Consider the following 19,564-nt stretch of genomic DNA (forward strand, 5'->3'; position numbering starts at 1 on the left):
CCGGCCGAAACGGTGTTGCCGTCAGGCGGCGTTGAACGTCGACGGGTCCGGGCCCAGACGCCGGTCCTCGTTGAGCGCGCTGATCGCCGCCAGGTCCTCGTCGTCCAGACTGAAGTCGAAGACCTCGATGTTCTCCTTGATCCGGGACGGGGTCACGGACTTCGGGATCACGACATTGCCGAGCTGGAGGTGCCAGCGCAGCACGACCTGGGCCGGAGTGCGGTCGTGCTTCTGGGCGATGGCCACGATGGCCGGGACCTCCAGGAGACCCTTGCCGGAGCCGAGCGGCGACCACGCCTCGGTGGCGATGCCCTGCTCCGCGTGGTACTCACGGGCCGCGTGCTGCTGAAGATGCGGGTGCAGCTCGATCTGGTCGACGGCCGGGATGACGGACGTCTCGGCGATCAGCCGCTCCAGGTGGTCGGGCTCGAAGTTGGAGACGCCGATGGCCCGGATCCGGCCGTCGGCGTGCAGCTTCTCGAACGCCTTGTAGCTGTCGACGTACAGGTCACGGGAGGGCGTGGGCCAGTGGATCAGGTACAGGTCCACGTAGTCCAGGCCGAGCTTCGCCAGCGAGGTGTCGAAGGCGCGCAGGGTCGAGTCGTAGCCCTGGTCGCTGTTCCAGAGCTTGGTGGTGACGAAGATGTCCTCGCGGGCGACTCCGGACGAGGCGATGCCCTTTCCGGTGCCCTCTTCATTGCCGTAGATCGCCGCTGTGTCGATGCTGCGGTACCCGGCCTCGAGCGCCGTGGCGACCGCGCGCTCGGCCTCGTCGTCCGGCACCTGCCAGACGCCGAAACCCAGCTTGGGCATCTCGACGCCGTTGTTGAGGATGATCGGGGGGACCTTGCTGCTCACGAGCTCTTGATCCTTACGGTTGTCGTCAGGTGGTGCTCCCATCGTCAACGATCACGAGCTGTGATGCATTCCTGACCGGAGAATCCGTCCGAACTGACCCGCGAGTCAGTGGGCGATGGCTGAAGTTGGCCGGAAATGCATCCGACCTCTTCGGTACAGACCATTGACCCTCGACGGTCCTGCCGCGACTCTGGATCGCGCCAACGGGCGGAATCCTGAACTCAGTTCACGGATATGAATCCGCCCATGGCTTTCATCCGATGTTTCCGTGTCTGTGTCTCCTGGCTCACGGAGAGGGAGGAACATGAGACGCCGTCGTCTCCGCACGGCCCTGACGACCCTTGCGCTCGCCGCCGCCACCTTGGTCACCCTGCCGGCCGCCGCACCCCCGCCCACCAGCTCCCCGAACGGCCCGTCCCCGGACCGGGACTGGTCCGTGGCCATGGTCGAGTCGACCATGGCCCGCTACACGCCGACCAGCATCGGTGGTTGGTCCTACCCGGTCGGCCTCTACCTCTACGGCCAGTACCTCGCGTACGAGCGCACCCATGACACCCGCTACCTGACCTACATCAAGGACTACGTCGACCGCTTCGTGAAGAGCGACGGCTCGATCGGCCAGTCCTTCAACAGCCTGGACAGCATGCAGGCCGGCCGGCTCCTGGTGATCCTGCACCACGAGACGGGCCAGGACCGCTACCGCAAGGCGGCGAAGAAGATCGTCGACCGCCTGGCCACTTATCCCCGCACGAGCGACGGTGGCTTCTGGCACGCCGACACCGCGAGCCGCGCCCACCAACTCTGGGCGGACGGCGTCTACATGGTGAACCCGTTCCTCGTCGAGTACGGAGAGGAGTTCGGCGACAGCTCGTACACCGACGACGAGGCCGCGAAACAGCTCGCCGTCTACGGCAGCCACCTGCAGGTCGCGAACGGACTGCTCGAGCACGCCTACGACGAGTCGAAGAGCGCCGGCTGGGCCGACCCGGGCACCGGGCTCGCCCCCGAGCACTGGTGCCGTGCGGTCGGCTGGTACTCCATGGCGATCGTCGGCGTGCTGGACGGCATTCCGCAGCGCCACCCCCGCCGGGCCCAGCTGCTCGGCGTCTTCCGCAAGCTGGCGGCCGGCCTGGAGAAGTACCAGGACCCGGCGACCGGCCGCTGGTTCCAGGTGATCGACAAGGGCGCCCGCGGCGACAACTGGACCGAGACGTCCTGCTCCAGCATGTTCACCTACGCCCTCTCGCGCGGCGCCCAACAGGGATATCTGGACGAGCATTTCAAGGCCGTCGCACACCGCGGCTACCAGGGCGTGCTCGCCAAGCTCTCGGTCGGCTCCGACGGGCGCACGAACCTCGCCGACATCTCCATCGGCACCAACGTCGGCGACTACGCGTACTACATCGCTCGCGACCGGGCCACCAACGACTTCCACGGCCTGGGCGCCTTCCTGATCATGAACGAACAACTGCGAGGTGATTAGTGTCATGAACACATCCAGAAGGTCGCTGCTGGGCGCCGCGCTCGGCGGTGCCACGGCGGCCGCGGTCGGTCTGCCGACGGCGACCACCGCCCACGCCGCCTCCTGGCAGCAGAAGTGGGCCCCCTCCGCGAGCGGCGACGGCCTCGGCGCCTTCGAGACGATCGAGGACGACCGCGCCGACTCGCACTCCGCCGGGCAGCCGCACATCTACGCCACCGGCAACAACTGGCGCTTCGACATGCACACCGTCGACCGCGACACCTCGACCGACCGCCAGCGCCAGGAGGTCACAGGCCTGCGCAACGGCAGCGGAAGCAACTACCTGAAGTGGACGAAGGGCCAGACCTGGCGGGTCACCTACTCGATGTACATCCCGAGCTCCCTGAAGGCGACCACCACCTTCACCCACATCATGCAGATGAAGCAGCCCGGCAGCGGCACCTCGCCGATCGTCGTGCAGTCCCTGCGCCGGGTGAACGGCAAGCAGACCATCGAGCTGAAACTCGCCATCGACGACATCCTCGTCGGCCGCACCGACCTGGACCCGCTGCACGACAAGTGGACCGACGTCGACTTCCAGATCAAGGTCGGCGACGGCTCGGCGGGTTCGGTCCGCTGGATCCTCAAGTCCGCAGGCTCGACCGTCATTGACGCGTCGAAGACCGGTGTCGACACCTTCCTGGCCGACCGGGTCCGCCCGAAGTGGGGCATCTACCGCTCCCTCGGCGACACCTCCGGCTCTCTCCAGAACACCTACCTGCTGCTCAGCAACCTCCGCGGCTACCAACTGGTCTGAGGAGCCGTCACCTTGAAACCCCCCACTGCCCCACGCTCCCGAGCGGCGGCCATCGTCCTCTTCGTCGTCGCCGTCGTCCTCGGACTCAGCCACCCGGCGGCCCCGGCCACCCCGCAGGAGTCACCCCGAGCCGCCACCGTCTTCGACGTACGCGACTACGGCGCCAAGGGGGACGGCTCCGCCAACGACACCCCCGCCGTCAACAAGGCGATCACCGCGGCGAGTTCGGCGGCGGGCGGCGGAGTCGTCCGCTTCCCGCCCGGTGACTACAAGGCGAAGAACACCATCCACATGAAGAGCCATGTGACGCTCCGGCTCGACAAGGGCGCCACCCTCCAGGGCTCCAGCGCCGACACCTACGACAAGGCCGAGTCCAACCCGTACGACGACTACCAGGACTACGGCCACAGCCACTTCCACAACGCGATGATCTACGGCGACAAGCTGACCGACATCGGCTTCGTCGGCCAGGGAGTCATCGACGGCATGGGCAACCTGATCACCGGCAACCCGAAGTCCGGCGAGGCCGACAAGATCATCTCCCTGACCCGGTGCGACGGACTCACGATCGGCGACGGCCTCACCCTCCGCCGCGGCGGCCACTTCGCGGCGCTCATCAACGGCTGCAAGAACGTGACGTCGGACCACCTGACGATCGACACCGCGAGTGACCGCGACGGCTGGAACATCATCTCCACGACGAACGTCACGGTGACGAACGCGAACATCAGGGCCAACGACGACGCCCTGGTCTTCAAGAGCGACTACGCCCTCGGCGCCAAGCTCCCCAACGGCCACGTCCGCGTCAACGACAGCTTCCTGTCGGCCCGTTGCTGCAACGCCCTCATGTTCGGCTCGGAAACCTGCGGCGACTTCTCGGACTACCGGTTCGAGAACATCCGTATCGACGGTGCCGACAAGTCCGGCCTCGGCATGGTGTCCATGGACGGCGCGAAGATCTCCGACGTCCACTACCGCGACATCACGATGACGAACGTCCACTCGCCGATCATGCAGAAGATCGGCACCCGAAAGCGATGCGGCAACAGCCCCGGTGTCGGATCGATCAGCGACATCACGTACGACAACATCACGGCCACCGGCAGCAGCCCGTCCTTCAGCCCGACACTGTGGGGCGAGACCGGCCACCGCATCAGGGGCGTGACGTTCACCAACGTCAACATCACGGTCCCCGGTGGCAACGGCACCATGTCCACGGGCGTACCGAGCAACGATTCGACCGACTACAACCCCAAGACCATCGGCACCCGGCCCGCCTACGGCTGGTACCTGCACAACGCCGACAACGTCCAGTTCACCGACAGCTCGGTGAAGTTCGCCTCGGACGACGGCCGGCCCGCGTTCATCGCCAACGCGGCCGACGGCGTCCGGCTCACCCGGTTCACCGCCCAGAAGGGCAGCGACTCCCCGTTCGACGTGGGCTTCCAGGACGTCACCGGCGCCTGCCTGGCAGACAGTCACAGCACGTCCGGTGGTGCCCTGCGCGTCTCGGGAAGCCAGGACTGCGGTACGGCGGTCAAACCCCTCGACCTGGACAACCCCCGCCAGGACTTCCTCCGCGCCTCGGTGGGCGGACTGTTCCTGCACTGGGGTCTGCGCACCGCGCCCGCCCACACCAGCTGCACCGCCTGGGAGGACGACGTCACGAACGGAGGCTGGAACGCCGACTACTGGGTGAAGGAGGCCCAGAAGCTGCACACGCAGTACCTCGTCCTCGCCTCCTTCCACAGCCGCCTGGGCTACGCCCGCGCCTGGCCGTCGCAGATCCCCGGCTCCTGCTCCACCAAGCGGGACTTCCTGGGTGAACTGGTCACCGCAGCGAAGGCCAAGGGGCTGAAGGTCATCCTCTACATGACCAACGACCCCCAGTGGCACGACGAGGGCGGCCACGAGTGGCTCGACTCGGCCGCCTACTCCGCCTACAAGGGCAAGAACGTCGACCTGACCACCAACGACGGCTTCGGACAGTTCAGTTACGACAACTTCTTCGAGGTCATGAACCGCTATCCCGACCTCGGCGGCTTCTGGATCGACAACGACAACGCCTACTGGGAGAGCCACGACCTCTACCAGCAGATCTACGAGAAGCGTCCCAACTACACGATCAGCAACAACAACGAAGACACGCCGATCATGGACATGATCAGCAATGAGCAGAAGACGGGGATGACGCCCGGGTACGACTACCCGCAGGCGGTCTACACGGCCCAACCCCGCCTCACCGAAGCCGACTTCAAGCTTCCCTCCACCGGCGCCTGGTGGTACGGCGGCACCGACCCGTCGGTCGACAAGATGCTCACCCTCGGCCGTCTCGTCACCAACGTGGGCTCGTCCGTGAAGGCGCTGATGGCCGAGACCGCCCAGGTCAACGGCAAGTTCCCGGCCAACCAGGCCGACTTCAACAACTTCGCGAACTCCTACCTCGCCCCCATCTGGGAGTCCCTGCACGGCACCGAGGGTGGCGGCTACATGTACGGCGGCCTCAAGCCGGGCTTCTGGAACGACGGCGCGCACGGCGTGACCACGATCGCCAAGACCGACCCGAACCGCCAGTACGTCCATGTCCTGACCCCACCGAGCACCAGCACCCTGCGCATCCGCGACAACGGCTACCGCATCGCGTCCGTCACCAACCTCCGTACCGGAGCGGCGGTTTCGTGGTCGCAGTCGGGCGGCGTACTCACCCTCACCGGCCTCGGTTCCTGGGACCCGTACGACACGGTGTTCAAGGTCACCACGACCGGGCGCCAAGGCATCCTCACCGGCGTCAAGGTGAGCGCGAGCGCCTCGGCGAGCGGTCACTCGGGCTCGGCCGCCGGTGACGGTGACTACCGCACCTACTGGGACAGCAACAAGACGCTCCCGGTGAGCCTCACCTTCGACCTCGGCAGCTCGAAGAAGGTCCAGTACCTCGGCCTCAACCAGCGCGAGGACTCCGTCGCCTACGCCCGCTCCGACACCGAGCAGTCGGCGCGGATCAAGGACTACAAGGTGTACCTGAGCGCCGACGGCTCGACCTGGGGCAGCCCGGTGAAGTCCGGCCAGTTGCCGAGCCGCCGCGGCATCCAGGGCATCGACCTGACCGCGGCCAACGCCCGCTACGTCCGCCTCGAGGTCGACTCCACCTGGGCCGCCTCCACCGACACGACCCGCTACCAGCGCCTGCGGATCGACGAGGCATGGATCGGGACCTCGTACGCGACTCCCGCGAAGAGGGGACAGTCATGACACGGATCACCTCCGTCACACGCGTCAGATCACTGGTCGTGGCTCTGGTCGGGCTGCTGATCGCCTCGGCGATCCCGCTGCTGGCCGCCGCCCGCCCGGCGGCCGCCTCCGACAACGGCCAGTCGGTCCGGCCCGCGATGGGCTGGAGCAGCTGGAGCTTCGTCCGCCGCTCGCCGACCGAGGCGAAGCTCAAGGCCCAGGCCGACGCGCTCGTCGCCGGCGGCCTGAAGAACCACGGCTTCGTCTACATCAACCTCGACGACTTCTGGCAGAAGTGCGACTCCAACGGTTTCGTCGTCGACTCCTACGGCCGCTGGGCCGTGGACAGTGCCAAGTTCCCGTCCGGCATCAAGGCGCTGGCCGACTACATCCACTCCAAGGGCCTGAAGTTCGGCTTCTACGTGACGCCCGGCATCGCCAAGAACGCCGTCACCAAGAACACGCCGATCGAGGGGACGTCGTACCACGCGAAGGACATCGCGGACACCTCGAAGACGGAGAAGAACTACAACTGCAAGAACATGTACTACATCGACTACGGGAAGCCTGGTGCGCAGGAGTTCGTGAACTCCTGGGCGCGGCAGTTCGCCTCCTGGGGAGTCGACTACCTGAAGATCGACGGGGTGGGCAGCCAGGACATTCCCGACGTCCAGGCCTGGGACAAGGCGCTGCGTGCCTCCGGACGGCCCATCAACTTCGCGCTCTCCAACAACCTTCCGATCGCGGACGCCTCCACCTGGAAGAAGCTGGCGAACAGCTGGCGCACCCAGGGCGACGTGGAGTGCTACTGCGGCCCCGGCTCCAACGGCAGCGGCTATCCGCTCACCGACTGGTCGCACGTCTCCTCCCGCTTCAACTCGGCGGCCTCCTGGCAGCCGCACGCGGGCCCGGGCGGCTGGAACGACCTCGACTCCCTGGAGATCGGCAACGGCGACCGGGTGGGCCTCACCGCCGACCAGCGCCGCTCCCACTTCACCCTCTGGGCGATGGCCGCCTCACCCCTGCTGCTCGGCACCGACCTGACCGACCTCGACCCGGTCGACAAGGCGATGCTGACGAACGACCGGCTCATCGGGGTCGACCAGGACGGCGTCGCCGCCAAGCGGATCGTGAACAGCGGGGTCAAGCAGGTCTGGAGCAAGAAGGAGAGCGACGGCCAGTACGTGGTGGCCCTGTTCAACACCGGTACGTCCGGCAACGCGACGGTCGCCGTGGACTGGTCCCAGGTCGGCTTCACCGGCTCCGGTGACGTCACGGACCTGTGGTCCGGCTCCCACAAGGGTGCGATCGCCGACTCCTACAGCGCGACCCTGCGGCCCGGCGAGACCCGGCTGATCCGCGTGAAGCCCGTCAACTCCCTGAAGACCGCGGCCGCTGCACCGGGCATGGCCGTCGCCCCGTACGAGTACCTCGGCTGGGGCAACCCGCAGAACCCCACATCGGTGATGTCGGCGACCGGCGTCAAGTGGTTCACCCTCGCGTTCATCCTCTCCGACGGCGGCTGCAACCCGAAGTGGGACGGCTCGCGCCCGCTGACCGGCGGGACCGACCAGTCGAGGATCGACGCGATCAGATCCGCCGGCGGTGACGTCATGGTCTCCGTCGGCGGCTGGAGCGGGAACAAGCTCGGCGAGAAGTGCTCCAGCGCCTCGGCGCTCGCCGGCGCCTACCAGAAGGTGATCAACGCCTACAAGCTGAAGGCCCTCGACATCGACATCGAGAACACCGAGTGGTCGAACGCCACGGTGCGGCAGCGCGTGGTCGACGCCCTGAAGACGGTCAAGGCGAACAACCCCGGCCTGAAGACCGTCATCACCTTCGGCACCACCACCAGCGGCCCCGACTCCACCGGGGTCGACATGATCAAGCGGGCCGCGAACTCCGGTCTGGCCAACGACGTCTGGTGCATCATGCCGTTCGACTTCGGCGGCGGCACCACGAACATGGGCACCCTCACCACGCAGGCCATGGAGGGACTCAAGGCGCGGGTCAAGTCGGCGTACGGCTACAGCGACGCCACCGCCTACGCCCACATCGGGCTGTCGTCGATGAACGGCACGACCGACGACTCCGGTGAACGCGTCCGCGTCACCGACTTCAAGACCATGCTCGCCTACGCCCAGCAGCACCACATCGGGCGCCTCACCTACTGGTCCGTCAACCGCGACCGCCCCTGCGGCTCGGGCGCCGACGGCGACTCCTGCAGCGGTGTGACGCAGCAGCCGTACGACTACCTCAAGGTCTTCACCCAGTACACGGGCTGAAGGGAACATCCGTGAAAATCAAAAGAGTTCTGCCCTACGGCCTCGCCGCGGCCCTCGCGCTGCCCCTCGCCGGCCTGAGCCAGGCCACCGCGCTCGCGGCCACCGACTACCAGGCGGAGGACGCGACCGTCGTGCAGGGCACGGTGGCCACCAACCACACCGGCTACACGGGCACCGGCTTCGTCGACTACACCAACGTCAAGGGCTCCTATGTGGAGTTCACCGTCAGTGCCGCCTCCGCGGGCTCAACGGCCCTCACCTTCCGCTACGCCAACGGGACCGCGACCGACCGGCCCATGGACATCTCCGTGAACGGCACGGTCGTCGCGTCGGCCGTCTCCTTCCCGGCCACCGCCGACTGGAACACCTGGGCCACCAGGACCGTCGACGTCCCGCTCACCGCGGGCTCCGGCAAGATCCGCGCGACCGCCACCACCGCCGCCGGAGGCCCCAACCTCGACCGCATCGGCGTCGGCGCGGCCGCCGACTCCCAGGCCCCGAGCCGTCCCGGGCAGCCCAGTTGCTCCGACATCGGTGAGGACGGGCTCACGCTGGCCTGGGGCGCCTCCACCGACAACGTGGGCGTGACGGCCTACGACCTCTACGAGCACGGCAACAAGATCGGTGAGGCGCCCGGCGGTTCGACCGGCAAGGCGCTCACCGGCCTCACTCCCGGTACCACCTACAACCTCACCGTCATCGCCCGTGACGCGGCCGGCAACACGTCCCCGGCGAGCCCCGTCGTCGACTGCACCACCAAGGCCGGCTCCGACACCAACCCGCCGACGAAACCCGGCACCCTGTCCGCGGCGGACGTCACGGCGAACAGCGCCGCACTGAGCTGGGGAGCATCCACCGACAACCGGGCGGTCGCCGGCTACGACGTGCGCAGTGACACCACCGTCTACAAGTCCGTCACCTCCGGCACCTCGACCACGCTGACCGGGCTCGCCTGCAACAGCCCGTACAGCCTGAACGTCGTCGCTCGTGACGCGGCCGACAACGTCAGCCAGCCGAGCAATACGGTCACCTTCACCACCAAGGCCTGTGCCACCGACGGCGGCGTCCCCTCCTCCGTCGCCGGCCTCTCCTCCGGCTGGACCATCCCCTGGGGGATCTTCTGGCTGCCCGACGGCAAGAGCGCGCTGGTCACCGAGCGGGACGACTTCCGGGTCTGGAAGGTCACCAAGGACGGCACGAAGACACAGGTCGGCACCGTCCCGAACGCCGTGACCACCAACGGCGAGGGCGGACTGCTCGGCGTCGCCGTCGACCCGAAGTGGGAGACCAACCACTACGTCTACTTCATGCACACCGCGTCCGAGGGCAACCGCGTGGTCCGCATGACGTACGACGGGACCACGCTGAGCGACTACAAGGTCCTGCTCCAAGGCATCAAGAAGAACCGCTACCACAACGGCGGACGCCTCGCCTTCGGCCCCGACGGCTACCTCTACGTCTCCACCGGCGAGGCCCAGACACCCGACCTCGCCCAGGACAAGGACTCCCTCAACGGCAAGATCCTGCGCATGACGACGGACGGGAAACCGGCCCCCGGCAACCCCTTCGGGAACTACGTGTACTCCCTCGGCCACCGCAACCCGCAGGGCCTCGCCTTCGACCGCAACGGCCGCCTGTGGGAAGCGGAGTTCGGCAACAGCTCCAAGGACGAACTGAACCTGATCAAGCCCGGCGCCAACTACGGCTGGCCGACCTGCGAAGGCACCTGCTCCACCGCGGGGATGACCAACCCGAAGGCCACCTGGAACGTCTCGGAGGCATCGCCGAGCGGCATCGCGATCGTACGCAACGTCGTCTACATGGCCTCCCTGCGCGGCGAGCGGCTGTGGCGGATCCCGATCAACGGCGACAACGAGAGCGTCGGAACGCCGACCGCGTACTACGTGGGCACCTACGGCCGGCTGCGCACGGTCACCAAGGTGCCGGGCGCCGACCAGCTGTGGCTGTCGACCACCAACTGCGACAACAACGGAGGAGCGGCGGACGGATCGGACAAGATCTTCCGCGTGACGATCAGCTGACGGGCCGTCAGTCCGTGACGCGGGCGAGCGTCAGGCCCGGTACAGCGCCTCGACCTCGTCCGCGTACGCCGTCTCGATTGCCTTGCGCTTCAGCTTCAGCGACGGGGTCAGCAGCCCGTGCTCCTCGGTGAAGGGCTGGGCGAGGATACGGAACGTGCGGATCGACTCGGCCTGCGAGACCAGGGTGTTGGCGGCGACCACCGCCCGCCGCACCTCGGTCTCCAGGTCGGCGTCCCGCACCAGCTGGGCCGGGGACATCCGCGGCTTGTCGCGCATCCCCAGCCAGTGTTCGACGGCCTCCTGGTCGAGGGTGACGAGGGCGGCGATGTAGGGGCGGTCGTTGCCCACGACGATGCACTGGGAGACCAGCGGATGGTCGCGCACCCGCTCCTCCAGCACCCCGGGGGAGACGCTCTTGCCACCGGAGGTGACGAGGATCTCCTTCTTGCGGCCGGTGATGGTCAGATAGCCGTCCTCGTCGAGGGAGCCGAGGTCCCCGGTGGCGAGCCAGCCGTCGTGCAGGGTCTCGTCGGTGGCCTTCTCGTTGTTGAGATAGCCCTGGAAGACGTTGGCGCCGTACAGCCAGATCTCGCCGTCGTCCGCGATGTGCACGGTCATGCCGGGGATGGGCTGGCCGACCGTGCCGTAGCGGGTGCGCTCGGGAGGGTTGGCGGTCGCCGCCGCCGTCGTCTCGGTGAGGCCGTACCCCTCGTAGATGTGCACGCCCGCGCCGGCGAAGAACAGTCCCAGCTTGCGGTCCATGGCCGAACCGCCGGTCATGGCCTGCTTGATGCGGCCGCCCATGGCCGCCCGCATCTTGGAGTAGACGAGCTTGTCGAATAGCTGGTGCTGCATCCGCAGCCCCGCCGACGGACCGGGCCCGATCCCCCAGGCCTTGGCCTCCATGGCGTCCGCGTACTTCACCGCCACGTCGACGGCCTTTTCGAACGGACCGGCCTTGCCCTCCTTCTCGGCCTTGCGGCGGGAGGCGTTGAAGACCTTCTCGAAGATGTACGGCACCCCGAGGAAGAACGTCGGCTTGAACGCGGCGAGGTCGGGCAGCAGGGCGGCCGCGTTCATCTGCGGCTGGTGGCCGAAGCGGACCCGGCCACGGAACGCGGCCACCTGCACCATCCGCCCGAAGACGTGGGCGAGCGGCAGGAACAGCAGGGTCGCCGCCTCGTCGCCCTTCTTGGAGTGGAACACCGGCTCCCAGCGCTCGATCATGGTGTCCGACTCGTACATGAAGTTGCCGTGGCTGATCACACAGCCCTTGGGCCGGCCGGTGGTGCCCGAGGTGTAGATGATCGTCGCGACCGAGTCGGGGGTCACGGCCTGCCGGTGGCGGTGCACCACCTCGTCCTCGACGGCCGCGCCGGCGTCGTACAGCTCCTGCACCGCTCCGGAGTCCAGCTGCCACAGCCGGTGCAGCCGCGGCAGCCGGTCGATGACCGTGGCGATCGTCATCGCGTGGTCCTCGTGCTCCACGATCGCGGCCGTGCACTCGGAGTCGTACAGCGCCCAGAAGCACTGCTCGGCGGAGGAGGTCGGGTAGACCGGGACCACCTGCGCGCCGATCGTCCACAGCGCGAAGTCGAACAGGGTCCACTCGTAGCGGGTGCGGGACATGATCGCGACCCGGTCACCGAAGCGGATGCCCTGGGCAAGCAATCCCTTGGCGAGGGCCATGACCTCGTCGCGGAACTCCGCGGACGTCACGTCCCGCCACTGTCCGTTCTCGTCCTTGCGGCCGAGGGCGATGTGGAGCGGGTCGTTCTGGGCATGCTCGAAGACGACGTCGGCCAGTCCTCCCACCGGGGGTGCCAACGCCAACGGAGGGTTGGTGAACTCGCGCAAACCCCGCTCCCCGCTCTCCCTGGCGCTCAGTGACGCTCCGCACAGCGCCGTGAAAGCTACCCCACCCAGACATCCGGCGGGAGAGGGGCCGAAGCCGAGCCGTGCTCACGTATGGCCTGGTCAGTACTGGAAAATACGCTCACATGGGGAAGGGTCGGACAGAAAACTGACGGTTGAGTAAGGTTCTGAGCCGTAATCTCCACCGAATCTGTACGAGGCGACTACGGCTCGCGGCCTTGGTGAAACGATTATTCACGAGCTGCCGTGCTCACTACTGTCAGCGTCGCCGACCCGGAATTCGTCACTCCGCCCCGAGGCATGCCGATACGGCCGTCACTGCCGGTGCAACCGGTCCCCACCTGCCAGAATCGCGGCGGCGAGCGCGTCCGCCGCCCCCTGAGCGGCCGTACGCCGGCGACCGTGCACCAGGACGAAGTCCACCCGCCCGAGCTCGGGCAGTCCGAAGCGGTCCGGCATCCGCACCAGCCCCGGCGGGACCAGCCCCCGGGAGTGCGCCATCACTCCCAAACCGGCCCGCGCCGCCGCGATCAGCCCGTTCAGACTCCCGCTCGTGCACACGATCCGCCACTCGCGTCCCTGCCGCTCCAGCGCCTCCAGGGCCAAGGTCCGGGTGATCCCCGGCGGCGGATACACGATCAGCGGCACCGGCCGGTCCGCGTCCGGGCGCAGCCGTTCCGCCCCGATCCACACCAGCCGGTCGTGCCACACCAGCTCACCCCGGGGATCCTCCGGCCGCCGCTTGGCGAGCACGAGGTCCAGCTTCCCGGCGGCCAGCTGCTCGTGCAGCGTGCCCGACAGCTCGACCGTCAGCTCCAGATCCACCTCGGGATGGTCGTACCGGAATCCCTCGAGGATCTCCGGCAGCCGCGTCAGCACGAAGTCCTCCGACGCCCCGAACCGCAGCCGCCCCCGCAGCCGGGTGCCGGTGAAGAACGCGGTGGCCTGGTCGTGCACCTCCAGGATCCGGCGCGCGAACCCCAGCATCGCCTCACCGTCCTCCGTCAGCTCCACGGAGTGGGTGTCCCGGGTGAACAGCTGCCGCCCGGCGGCGTCCTCGAGCCGCCGTACATGCTGGCTGACGGTCGACTGGCGCAGCCCCAGCCGCCGGGCGGCCTGGGTGAAGCTCAGGGTCTGCGCCACCGCCAGGAACGTACGCAACTGCGACGGGTCGTACATGGCGGCAGGTTATCGCGGAACGCGATGACAGTCAGAGTGGTATGCGGGATTCCCGATCAAGGGGTGGAAGAGGACGATGGAGGGGGACCCTCCGTCCTGTGGGAGGCACCCGTCATGACCCCGTACCGCCGTCGAACACGAGTAAGTGGAGCACCGTGAAGCGCCTGAAGTGGCCGGCCTGGATGCCGGTCGACCCGTACATCCTGTTGTTGCTCGGCACGGTGGGCCTCGCGGCCCTCGTACCGGCACGCGGGACCTCCGCGGACGTGGCCTCCGGAGCCTCCACGGCGGCGATCGCCTTCCTCTTCTTCCTCTACGGCGCCCGCCTCTCCACCCGTGAGGCCCTGGACGGACTCAAGCACTGGCGGCTGCACGTCACGGTCCTCGCCTGTACGTTCGTGATCTTCCCGCTGCTGGGCCTGGCCGCCCGCGGACTCGTCCCGGTCTTCCTGACGGACCCGCTCTACCAGGGCCTGCTCTTCCTCACCCTGGTCCCCTCCACCATCCAGTCCTCGATCGCCTTCACCTCGATGGCCCGCGGCAACGTGCCCGCCGCGATCTGCGCCGGCTCCTTCTCCTCGCTGGTGGGCATCGTCATCACGCCGCTCCTCGCGGCCGCCCTGCTCGGCAGCAGCGGCGGGGGCTTCTCGGCCGACTCGCTCCTGGAGATCGTGCTCCAGCTGCTCGTGCCGTTCCTGGCGGGACAGCTGACGCGCCGCTGGATCGGCGGGTTCATCACCCGGCACAAGAAGGTCCTCGGCCTCGTCGACCGCGGGTCGATTCTGCTGGTCGTCTACACCGCGTTCAGCGAGGGCATGGTCCAGGGCATCTGGCACCAGGTGAGCCCGCTCAGGCTCGGCGGTCTGCTGATCGTCGAAGGGGTCCTGCTCGCCCTGATGCTCACCCTGACCTGGTACGGCGCCAAGGGGCTCCGCTTCGGCCGTGAGGACCGCATCGCCATCCAGTTCGCGGGCTCGAAGAAGTCCCTCGCCTCCGGCCTGCCCATGGCCAGCGTCCTGTTCGGCGCGCACGCCTCCCTCGCCGTGCTGCCGCTGATGCTCTTCCACCAGATGCAGCTGATGGTCTGCGCGGTGATCGCCAAGCGCCGCTCCCACGACCCCGTCCCGGCGGAGACCGCGGGGGTCAGCGCGCCGGAGTCAGCCGCAGCGTCACGAACCTCGGTCGGTACAGCGACACGTTCCGGTTGAGCTGTGCCGAAGCGGCCGCCGTCTCCAGCCAGTTGACGTCGTAGCTGAGCACCAGCCGCCCCCCGCCGCTGAGTTCGAGGTGCGCCTGCGGGTTGTAGGCGGCGACCCGGCCCGCGGGCAGGGGCGGGGTGAAGTCCTTCTCCGGACCGTGCCACGGCCCGGTGGGCGAGCAGGCCCAGTACGAGGTCACGGCGGCGAGCCCCTTCGTCCCCGCGGCCATGGTGAACAGCACGTACGTCCCGTCCTGCCGTACGACGGAGAAGGCGCTGCCCACCCCGGTGCGCCGTCCGTCCCCGAGCACCCGGCGCGGGCGGGCGCCGGTCGTCCAGGCCGAGCCGTCCCAGTACTCCCAGGCGCCCGGCTCGGCGAGCCCGCCCTCCGGCACCCGGGCCACGTACGCCGACGACGCGGACCGGGACGCGGCCTGACCGTCGTCGCCCCCGAAGACGTACGTCCACTCCCCGTCCTCGACCAGCGTCGTGCCGAACAGCACCCGCCGGGACGGGTCCTCGACCCGCTGCTCGTCGCGGACCTTGGTGATCGACTCGACGCGCAGGTCGGGCAGCGAGAGCGTGGCGACCTCGGTGGCGGTCGGGACGCCGTAGATCCAGGGGTACTGGCCGGCTGTGCGCACCCACAGCAGGACCCGGACGACCTGTTCGTCCGAGCCGGGAGAGCGGGGTTCGACGCGGGCCGCGACCGGCCAGCGCCACTGGTTCGGGCCGGGGTCCGGGAACAGGGGCGCGGGGAGGGTGGCCTCCAGGCGGCCGTCGCGCATCAGCACCGCCGAGTTGCGCACCAGGGGAGCGGTGGTGTCGCGCCAGGCGTGCGGCTCGCCGAACGGGTTGGGCGGGCCGTACACCTGACCGAGGTAGGTGTCGGAGAACAGCCACAGCAGCCGTCCGTCGGGCAGCCGCACCGAGTGGGTGCCGTCACCGCCGGTCCAGTCGTCGCCGCGGCCGGCGTCGTCGCCGTAGCGGGCGAACTCGGCGGTGAGCCGGTCGTCCGCCGACCAGGAGCCGACGGTGCGCGGTGTGCAGTCGCCGGCGTCCCGCCCGTCGCCGTCCGGAAGAGCGGTGATCAGCACGGCTCCGAGCACCAGCGCCAGCAGCAGACCGACGCCGGTGCCCCTTCGCTGTCGTGCTCGTGCGTCCTCGGGCACGGTTCGCGACGTTAGCGGCTGTCGCTCACCTGGTCCATGGGCAGCCACAGGACGGTGCGCCCCGCGGTGGCGTGCGGGCCGGTGATCTCCTCGTCGGTCAGGGCCCGGTCCCAGACCCGGACCTCGTCGATCGCGCCGGTGAAGTGGGCCCGTCCGTCCATGCGCTGCCCGATGTGCACGCCGAACGGCGAGTTGCGGCTGACCGAGCCCGGCACGTCCGGAGTGCCGGTCGCCCTGCCGTCGACGAAGAGCGTGAGCCGGCCGCCGCCCCGGCGCAGGGCCAGCCGATGCCACCGCCCGTCGTTGTACGCGCCGCTCGTGCTCACGAACGCCGTCCGTACGGTCCTCGCGCCCGCCCGCACGGTGATCAGCCCGCGCACCCGGCCGCTCGCGGGCTCCCCGCGCAGCCAGACCTGCGGCTGTCCGATGCCGACACCGCCCATCCACAGCAGCGGCTGCTCCCCGGTCGTGGCCGTGTACCGGAACCACAGTGACGCGGTGAAGTCCTTTGTCCCGAGGGGGAGTTCCTCGCGATAGGGCAGCCGTACGGCGTCGTCGGCGCCGTCGAACTCCAGGGCGCCGCCGATGACCCCGGCCGTCTCGTGGGCGCCGCCGAGCACCGCAGCGCGCGGGGCCAGGGGCGCGAGGTCGGGGGTGGTCGGGTCGGGGCCGCGGCGCGGGGTCAGCCAGTCCTCGGTGAAGCGGGCGAAGCGGATCTCGTCGCGCGCGTCGGCCGCCCCGCCCTCGTACAGCAGGCCCACCGTGTCCTCGTCGACCGGCGCCAGGTCGGAGTAGCCGGACCAGTCCGCGGTGACGACCGTGCCGCGGTCGACGGTGTCCCAGGTGCGGCCGCCGTCGTAGGAGGAGCGGATCATCATCGTGCGGCGGCGGTCGGGGTCCCCCGGGCAGGACAGCAGGATGCGCTCGCCGAGGTCGAGGGTGGCGCACTGCACCTGCGGTGCGTACAGGTCCGGGAGGGCCCCGAACGGCGAGGTGAAGCTGTCACCGCCGTCGAGGCTGACGGCCTGGGTGCGGTGGCCGAGGTCGCTGCCGTCCTGTTCGCGGCCGCTGACGAGGAGGGAGCCGTCGGTGCGCTCGGTGAGCGTCACCTCGGAGGGCTTCTGCCGGAAGCTGCCGTCGGCGGCGACCGGCCAGGAGTCGGTGGCGCCGACCCTCCAGTGCTCGCCGCCGTCGTCGCTCACGATGAGCGCCGCATGGTCGGCGGTGACCCGACTGCCGTCCCACGTCTCGGCGTTGACCCCGAACACCAGCCGCCCGGCGTGGAGTCCGTGGCTGAGCTGGATGCCGTGCACGGGACCCGTGGCGTACCAGGAGTTCCACCGCGCGGGCAGGATCTCCTCGCCCAGGTCGCGGGACGCGGACCACGTGAGGCCGTCGTCGTCGCTGTACTGGAGGTGCGGGACGCGGTCGCAGGGCACCTGGCAGTTCCCGCTGTCCGTACGGCCCGTGTTGTACGTCTCGGCCAGCAGGACCCGGCCCGTCCCGCGGTCCACGACCGGGGCCGGATTGCCATGGGTGTCGCCCGCGCCCTCGCTGACCACCTGGAGCGGACCCCAGGTGCGGCCGCCGTCCGTGGAGCGCTTGAGGACGATGTCGATGTCGGCGGCGTCACCGCAGTTGAGGACCCGGCCCTCGGCGAACGCGAGAAGGGTGCCGCCGGTGGTCCGGACGATCGCCGGGATGCGGAAGCAGGCATAACCGGGGTCCCGGTCCGCCCTGAAGAGGATCTGCTGCTCGAAACCCGGTACGGCGGAGGGAGGTTGTGCCTGAGCGGGGTTCGGCAGGGCGAGCAGCGCGGCGGTGGCGGATACGGCTGCGGTGGACACGGCGGTCAGGAAGGATCTCGGACCTGCGCGACTCGACGGCACGGACGAACCTGGCCTTTCATGGTTATACATCCGTAAATATGACCTTCGGTTCACGGACGGTAGTTCCGCACCTTGCGCCCCACAAGAACCGTGCGCGTGTCCCGTCACGGATGGAGTACGACTTTTCCGAGGTTGCGCCGCGACTCGATCACCTCGTGCGCCCGTGCCGCGTCCTCCAGGGCGAAGTCCCCGTGCACGACCGGCCGGAGCTCGCCCTCCAGGAACATCCGCCACAGCTCCCGCCGCCACCGCTCGTACAACTCCGGCCGCTCACGGGCGATCCGCGCCATCTGGAACCCCGTCACGGACTTGGCGCCGACGAGAAGGTCGTACGCCCGGATCGTCCCGCCGCCCGAGCTGTACGCCACCAGTCGGCCGCCCGGGGCCAGGGCGGCGAGCGCCAGGGTGAGCAGTTCGCCGCCGACCGCGTCGAGGACGTAGTCGACGGCATCACCCCAACTGCCGTCCCTGTACAGGGTGGTGGCGTCGGCGCCCAGCGAGCGCACGAAGTCCGTCTTGGCGGGGTCGGAGACGGCGCCCACCACACGGGAGGCGCCCCGGGCCCGCGCGAGCTGCACGGCGAGGTGGCCGACCCCGCTCGCCGCCGCCGTGATCAGCGCGGTCTCTCCCGGCTCGGGGTGCGCCGCCTCCAGCGCGCCGAGCGCGACCAGCCCGCTGCGGACCAGCGCGACCGCGTCGGTCGCCGAGGCGCCGTCGGGGATCGGGGAGGCCATGGCCTCGTGCAGCAGCGCGAAGTCGGCGTAACCGTGGCCGAAGCACAGGCCCGTGACGCGTTCGCCGGGGCGGAAGCGGGTGATCCCGGCGCCGACGGCCACCACCGCACCGGCGAGCTCGCCCCCGAGCGGCACCGGCTCCGCGGCCTCGGTGACCTTGCGGACGACCGGGAGGGTCACGCCCACCGCCTCGCAGCGCACGAGGAGCTCTCCGGGGCCCGGCTCGGGGACCGGCGCCTCCTCCAGGAACAGCGGACCACCCATGGACTCGTAACGGACGCGACGCATCGACCCGGCCTCCCCTGAATTCATTGGTGGTCCCAACGATACGTGGACGATCGTTGGGAAGTCCAATGAATAGTGGCTAGGCTGGCCGCATGGCCGAAGCACCCCTGCCCGCGATCCGCTCCCTCCCCAGCTGGCTCCTCGGCCGCGCCGCCGCCCGCGGCCGGGCCCTGGTGGCCGAGGCGCTGGCCGCCGAAGGCATGAAGATGTGGCACCACGTGGTGCTCTCCGCCGTCCGTGACCTCGCCCCCGTCGCCCAGGCCGACCTCGGCCGCGGGGTGCGGCTCGACCCCAAGGACCTGGTCGGCATCCTGAACGACCTCCAGTCCGCGGGGCTCGTCCTGCGCGAACCGGACCCCACGGACCGCCGCAAGAACGCGGTGTCCCTCACGGACGAGGGGGCACGGCTGCTGAAACGCTGCGAGAAGGCGGCCCGCGAGGCCAACGACGAGCTGCTGGCCCCTCTCTCAGCGGCCGAACGCGCCCAGTTCATGAAACTGTTGATCCGGATCTCCGGTACGCAGGGCTGATGACGGATAA

The 19,564-nt window shown here is 69.1% G+C and carries 13 protein-coding genes; 7 read left to right on the forward strand and 6 right to left on the reverse strand.

The window, feature by feature from the left end; genetic code table 11:
• Positions 1–21 precede the first annotated feature (21 nt).
• Complete coding sequence (locus tag BFN33_RS14340; RefSeq protein ID WP_069760408.1) at positions 22–858, reverse strand: aldo/keto reductase; 837 nt, start codon at positions 856–858, stop codon at positions 22–24.
• Positions 859–1,162: 304 nt separating this feature from the next.
• Here BFN33_RS14340 and BFN33_RS14345 point away from each other — a divergent pair, with 304 nt between their 5' ends.
• The 5 genes from BFN33_RS14345 to BFN33_RS14365 are packed head-to-tail and all read left to right on the forward strand — an operon-like array spanning position 1,163 to position 10,692.
• The gene (locus BFN33_RS14345; protein WP_069760409.1) at positions 1,163–2,341 is read left to right on the forward strand and encodes a glycoside hydrolase family 105 protein; all 1,179 of its coding nucleotides are present in this window, start codon (positions 1,163–1,165) and stop codon (positions 2,339–2,341) included.
• 4 nt (positions 2,342–2,345) lie between these two features.
• The gene (locus BFN33_RS14350) at positions 2,346–3,137 is read left to right on the forward strand and encodes a heparin lyase I family protein (RefSeq protein WP_069760410.1); all 792 of its coding nucleotides are present in this window, start codon (positions 2,346–2,348) and stop codon (positions 3,135–3,137) included.
• A 12-nt stretch (positions 3,138–3,149) separates the two neighbouring features.
• On the forward strand, positions 3,150–6,386 hold the full coding sequence (locus tag BFN33_RS49750; protein WP_256122755.1) for a glycosyl hydrolase family 28 protein: 3,237 nt from the start codon (positions 3,150–3,152) through the stop codon (positions 6,384–6,386).
• Entirely contained in the window at positions 6,383–8,650 is a 2,268-nt protein-coding gene (locus tag BFN33_RS14360) for an alpha-galactosidase (RefSeq protein WP_069760411.1), read from the forward strand. Before BFN33_RS49750 ends, BFN33_RS14360 begins: the two co-directional genes overlap by 4 nt.
• 11 nt (positions 8,651–8,661) lie before the next feature.
• A complete protein-coding gene (locus tag BFN33_RS14365) occupies positions 8,662–10,692 on the forward strand; it encodes a PQQ-dependent sugar dehydrogenase (RefSeq protein ID WP_069760412.1) in 2,031 nt (676 codons plus the stop codon).
• Positions 10,693–10,722: 30 nt separating this feature from the next.
• Here the strand turns inward: BFN33_RS14365 and BFN33_RS14370 are convergent, their stop codons facing one another.
• The gene (locus BFN33_RS14370; protein ID WP_069760413.1) at positions 10,723–12,549 is read right to left on the reverse strand and encodes a long-chain fatty acid--CoA ligase; all 1,827 of its coding nucleotides are present in this window, start codon (positions 12,547–12,549) and stop codon (positions 10,723–10,725) included.
• Positions 12,550–12,882: 333 nt separating this feature from the next.
• Positions 12,883–13,746, reverse strand: coding sequence for a LysR substrate-binding domain-containing protein (locus tag BFN33_RS14375; protein ID WP_069760414.1), 864 nt, complete (start codon positions 13,744–13,746; stop codon positions 12,883–12,885).
• Positions 13,747–13,928: 182 nt separating this feature from the next.
• Here BFN33_RS14375 and BFN33_RS14380 point away from each other — a divergent pair, with 182 nt between their 5' ends.
• Positions 13,929–14,954 (forward strand): bile acid:sodium symporter family protein, encoded by a 1,026-nt coding sequence (locus tag BFN33_RS14380; protein WP_069760731.1) that lies wholly within the window; start codon positions 13,929–13,931, stop codon positions 14,952–14,954.
• On the opposite strand, the gene BFN33_RS14385 is transcribed toward BFN33_RS14380, so the two are convergent.
• From BFN33_RS14385 to BFN33_RS14395, 3 genes are all read right to left on the reverse strand, one after another.
• Complete coding sequence (locus tag BFN33_RS14385) at positions 14,890–16,116, reverse strand: DUF4185 domain-containing protein (protein ID WP_069760415.1); 1,227 nt, start codon at positions 16,114–16,116, stop codon at positions 14,890–14,892. The genes BFN33_RS14380 and BFN33_RS14385 overlap by 65 nt on opposite strands.
• Positions 16,117–16,127: 11 nt before the next feature.
• On the reverse strand, positions 16,128–18,005 hold the full coding sequence (locus tag BFN33_RS14390) for a sialidase family protein (RefSeq protein ID WP_069760416.1): 1,878 nt from the start codon (positions 18,003–18,005) through the stop codon (positions 16,128–16,130).
• A gap of 104 nt (positions 18,006–18,109) precedes the next feature.
• On the reverse strand, positions 18,110–19,027 hold the full coding sequence (locus tag BFN33_RS14395; RefSeq protein ID WP_069760417.1) for a zinc-binding dehydrogenase: 918 nt from the start codon (positions 19,025–19,027) through the stop codon (positions 18,110–18,112).
• Positions 19,028–19,116: 89 nt separating this feature from the next.
• Between BFN33_RS14395 and BFN33_RS14400 the strand changes: the two genes are divergently transcribed.
• A complete protein-coding gene (locus BFN33_RS14400) occupies positions 19,117–19,554 on the forward strand; it encodes a MarR family winged helix-turn-helix transcriptional regulator (RefSeq protein WP_069760418.1) in 438 nt (145 codons plus the stop codon).
• The last annotated feature ends 10 nt before the right edge of the window (positions 19,555–19,564 follow it).

Origin of the sequence: Streptomyces sp. LUP47B, from assembly GCF_001746295.1 — a bacterium.
Taxonomy (GTDB): domain Bacteria; phylum Actinomycetota; class Actinomycetes; order Streptomycetales; family Streptomycetaceae; genus Streptomyces.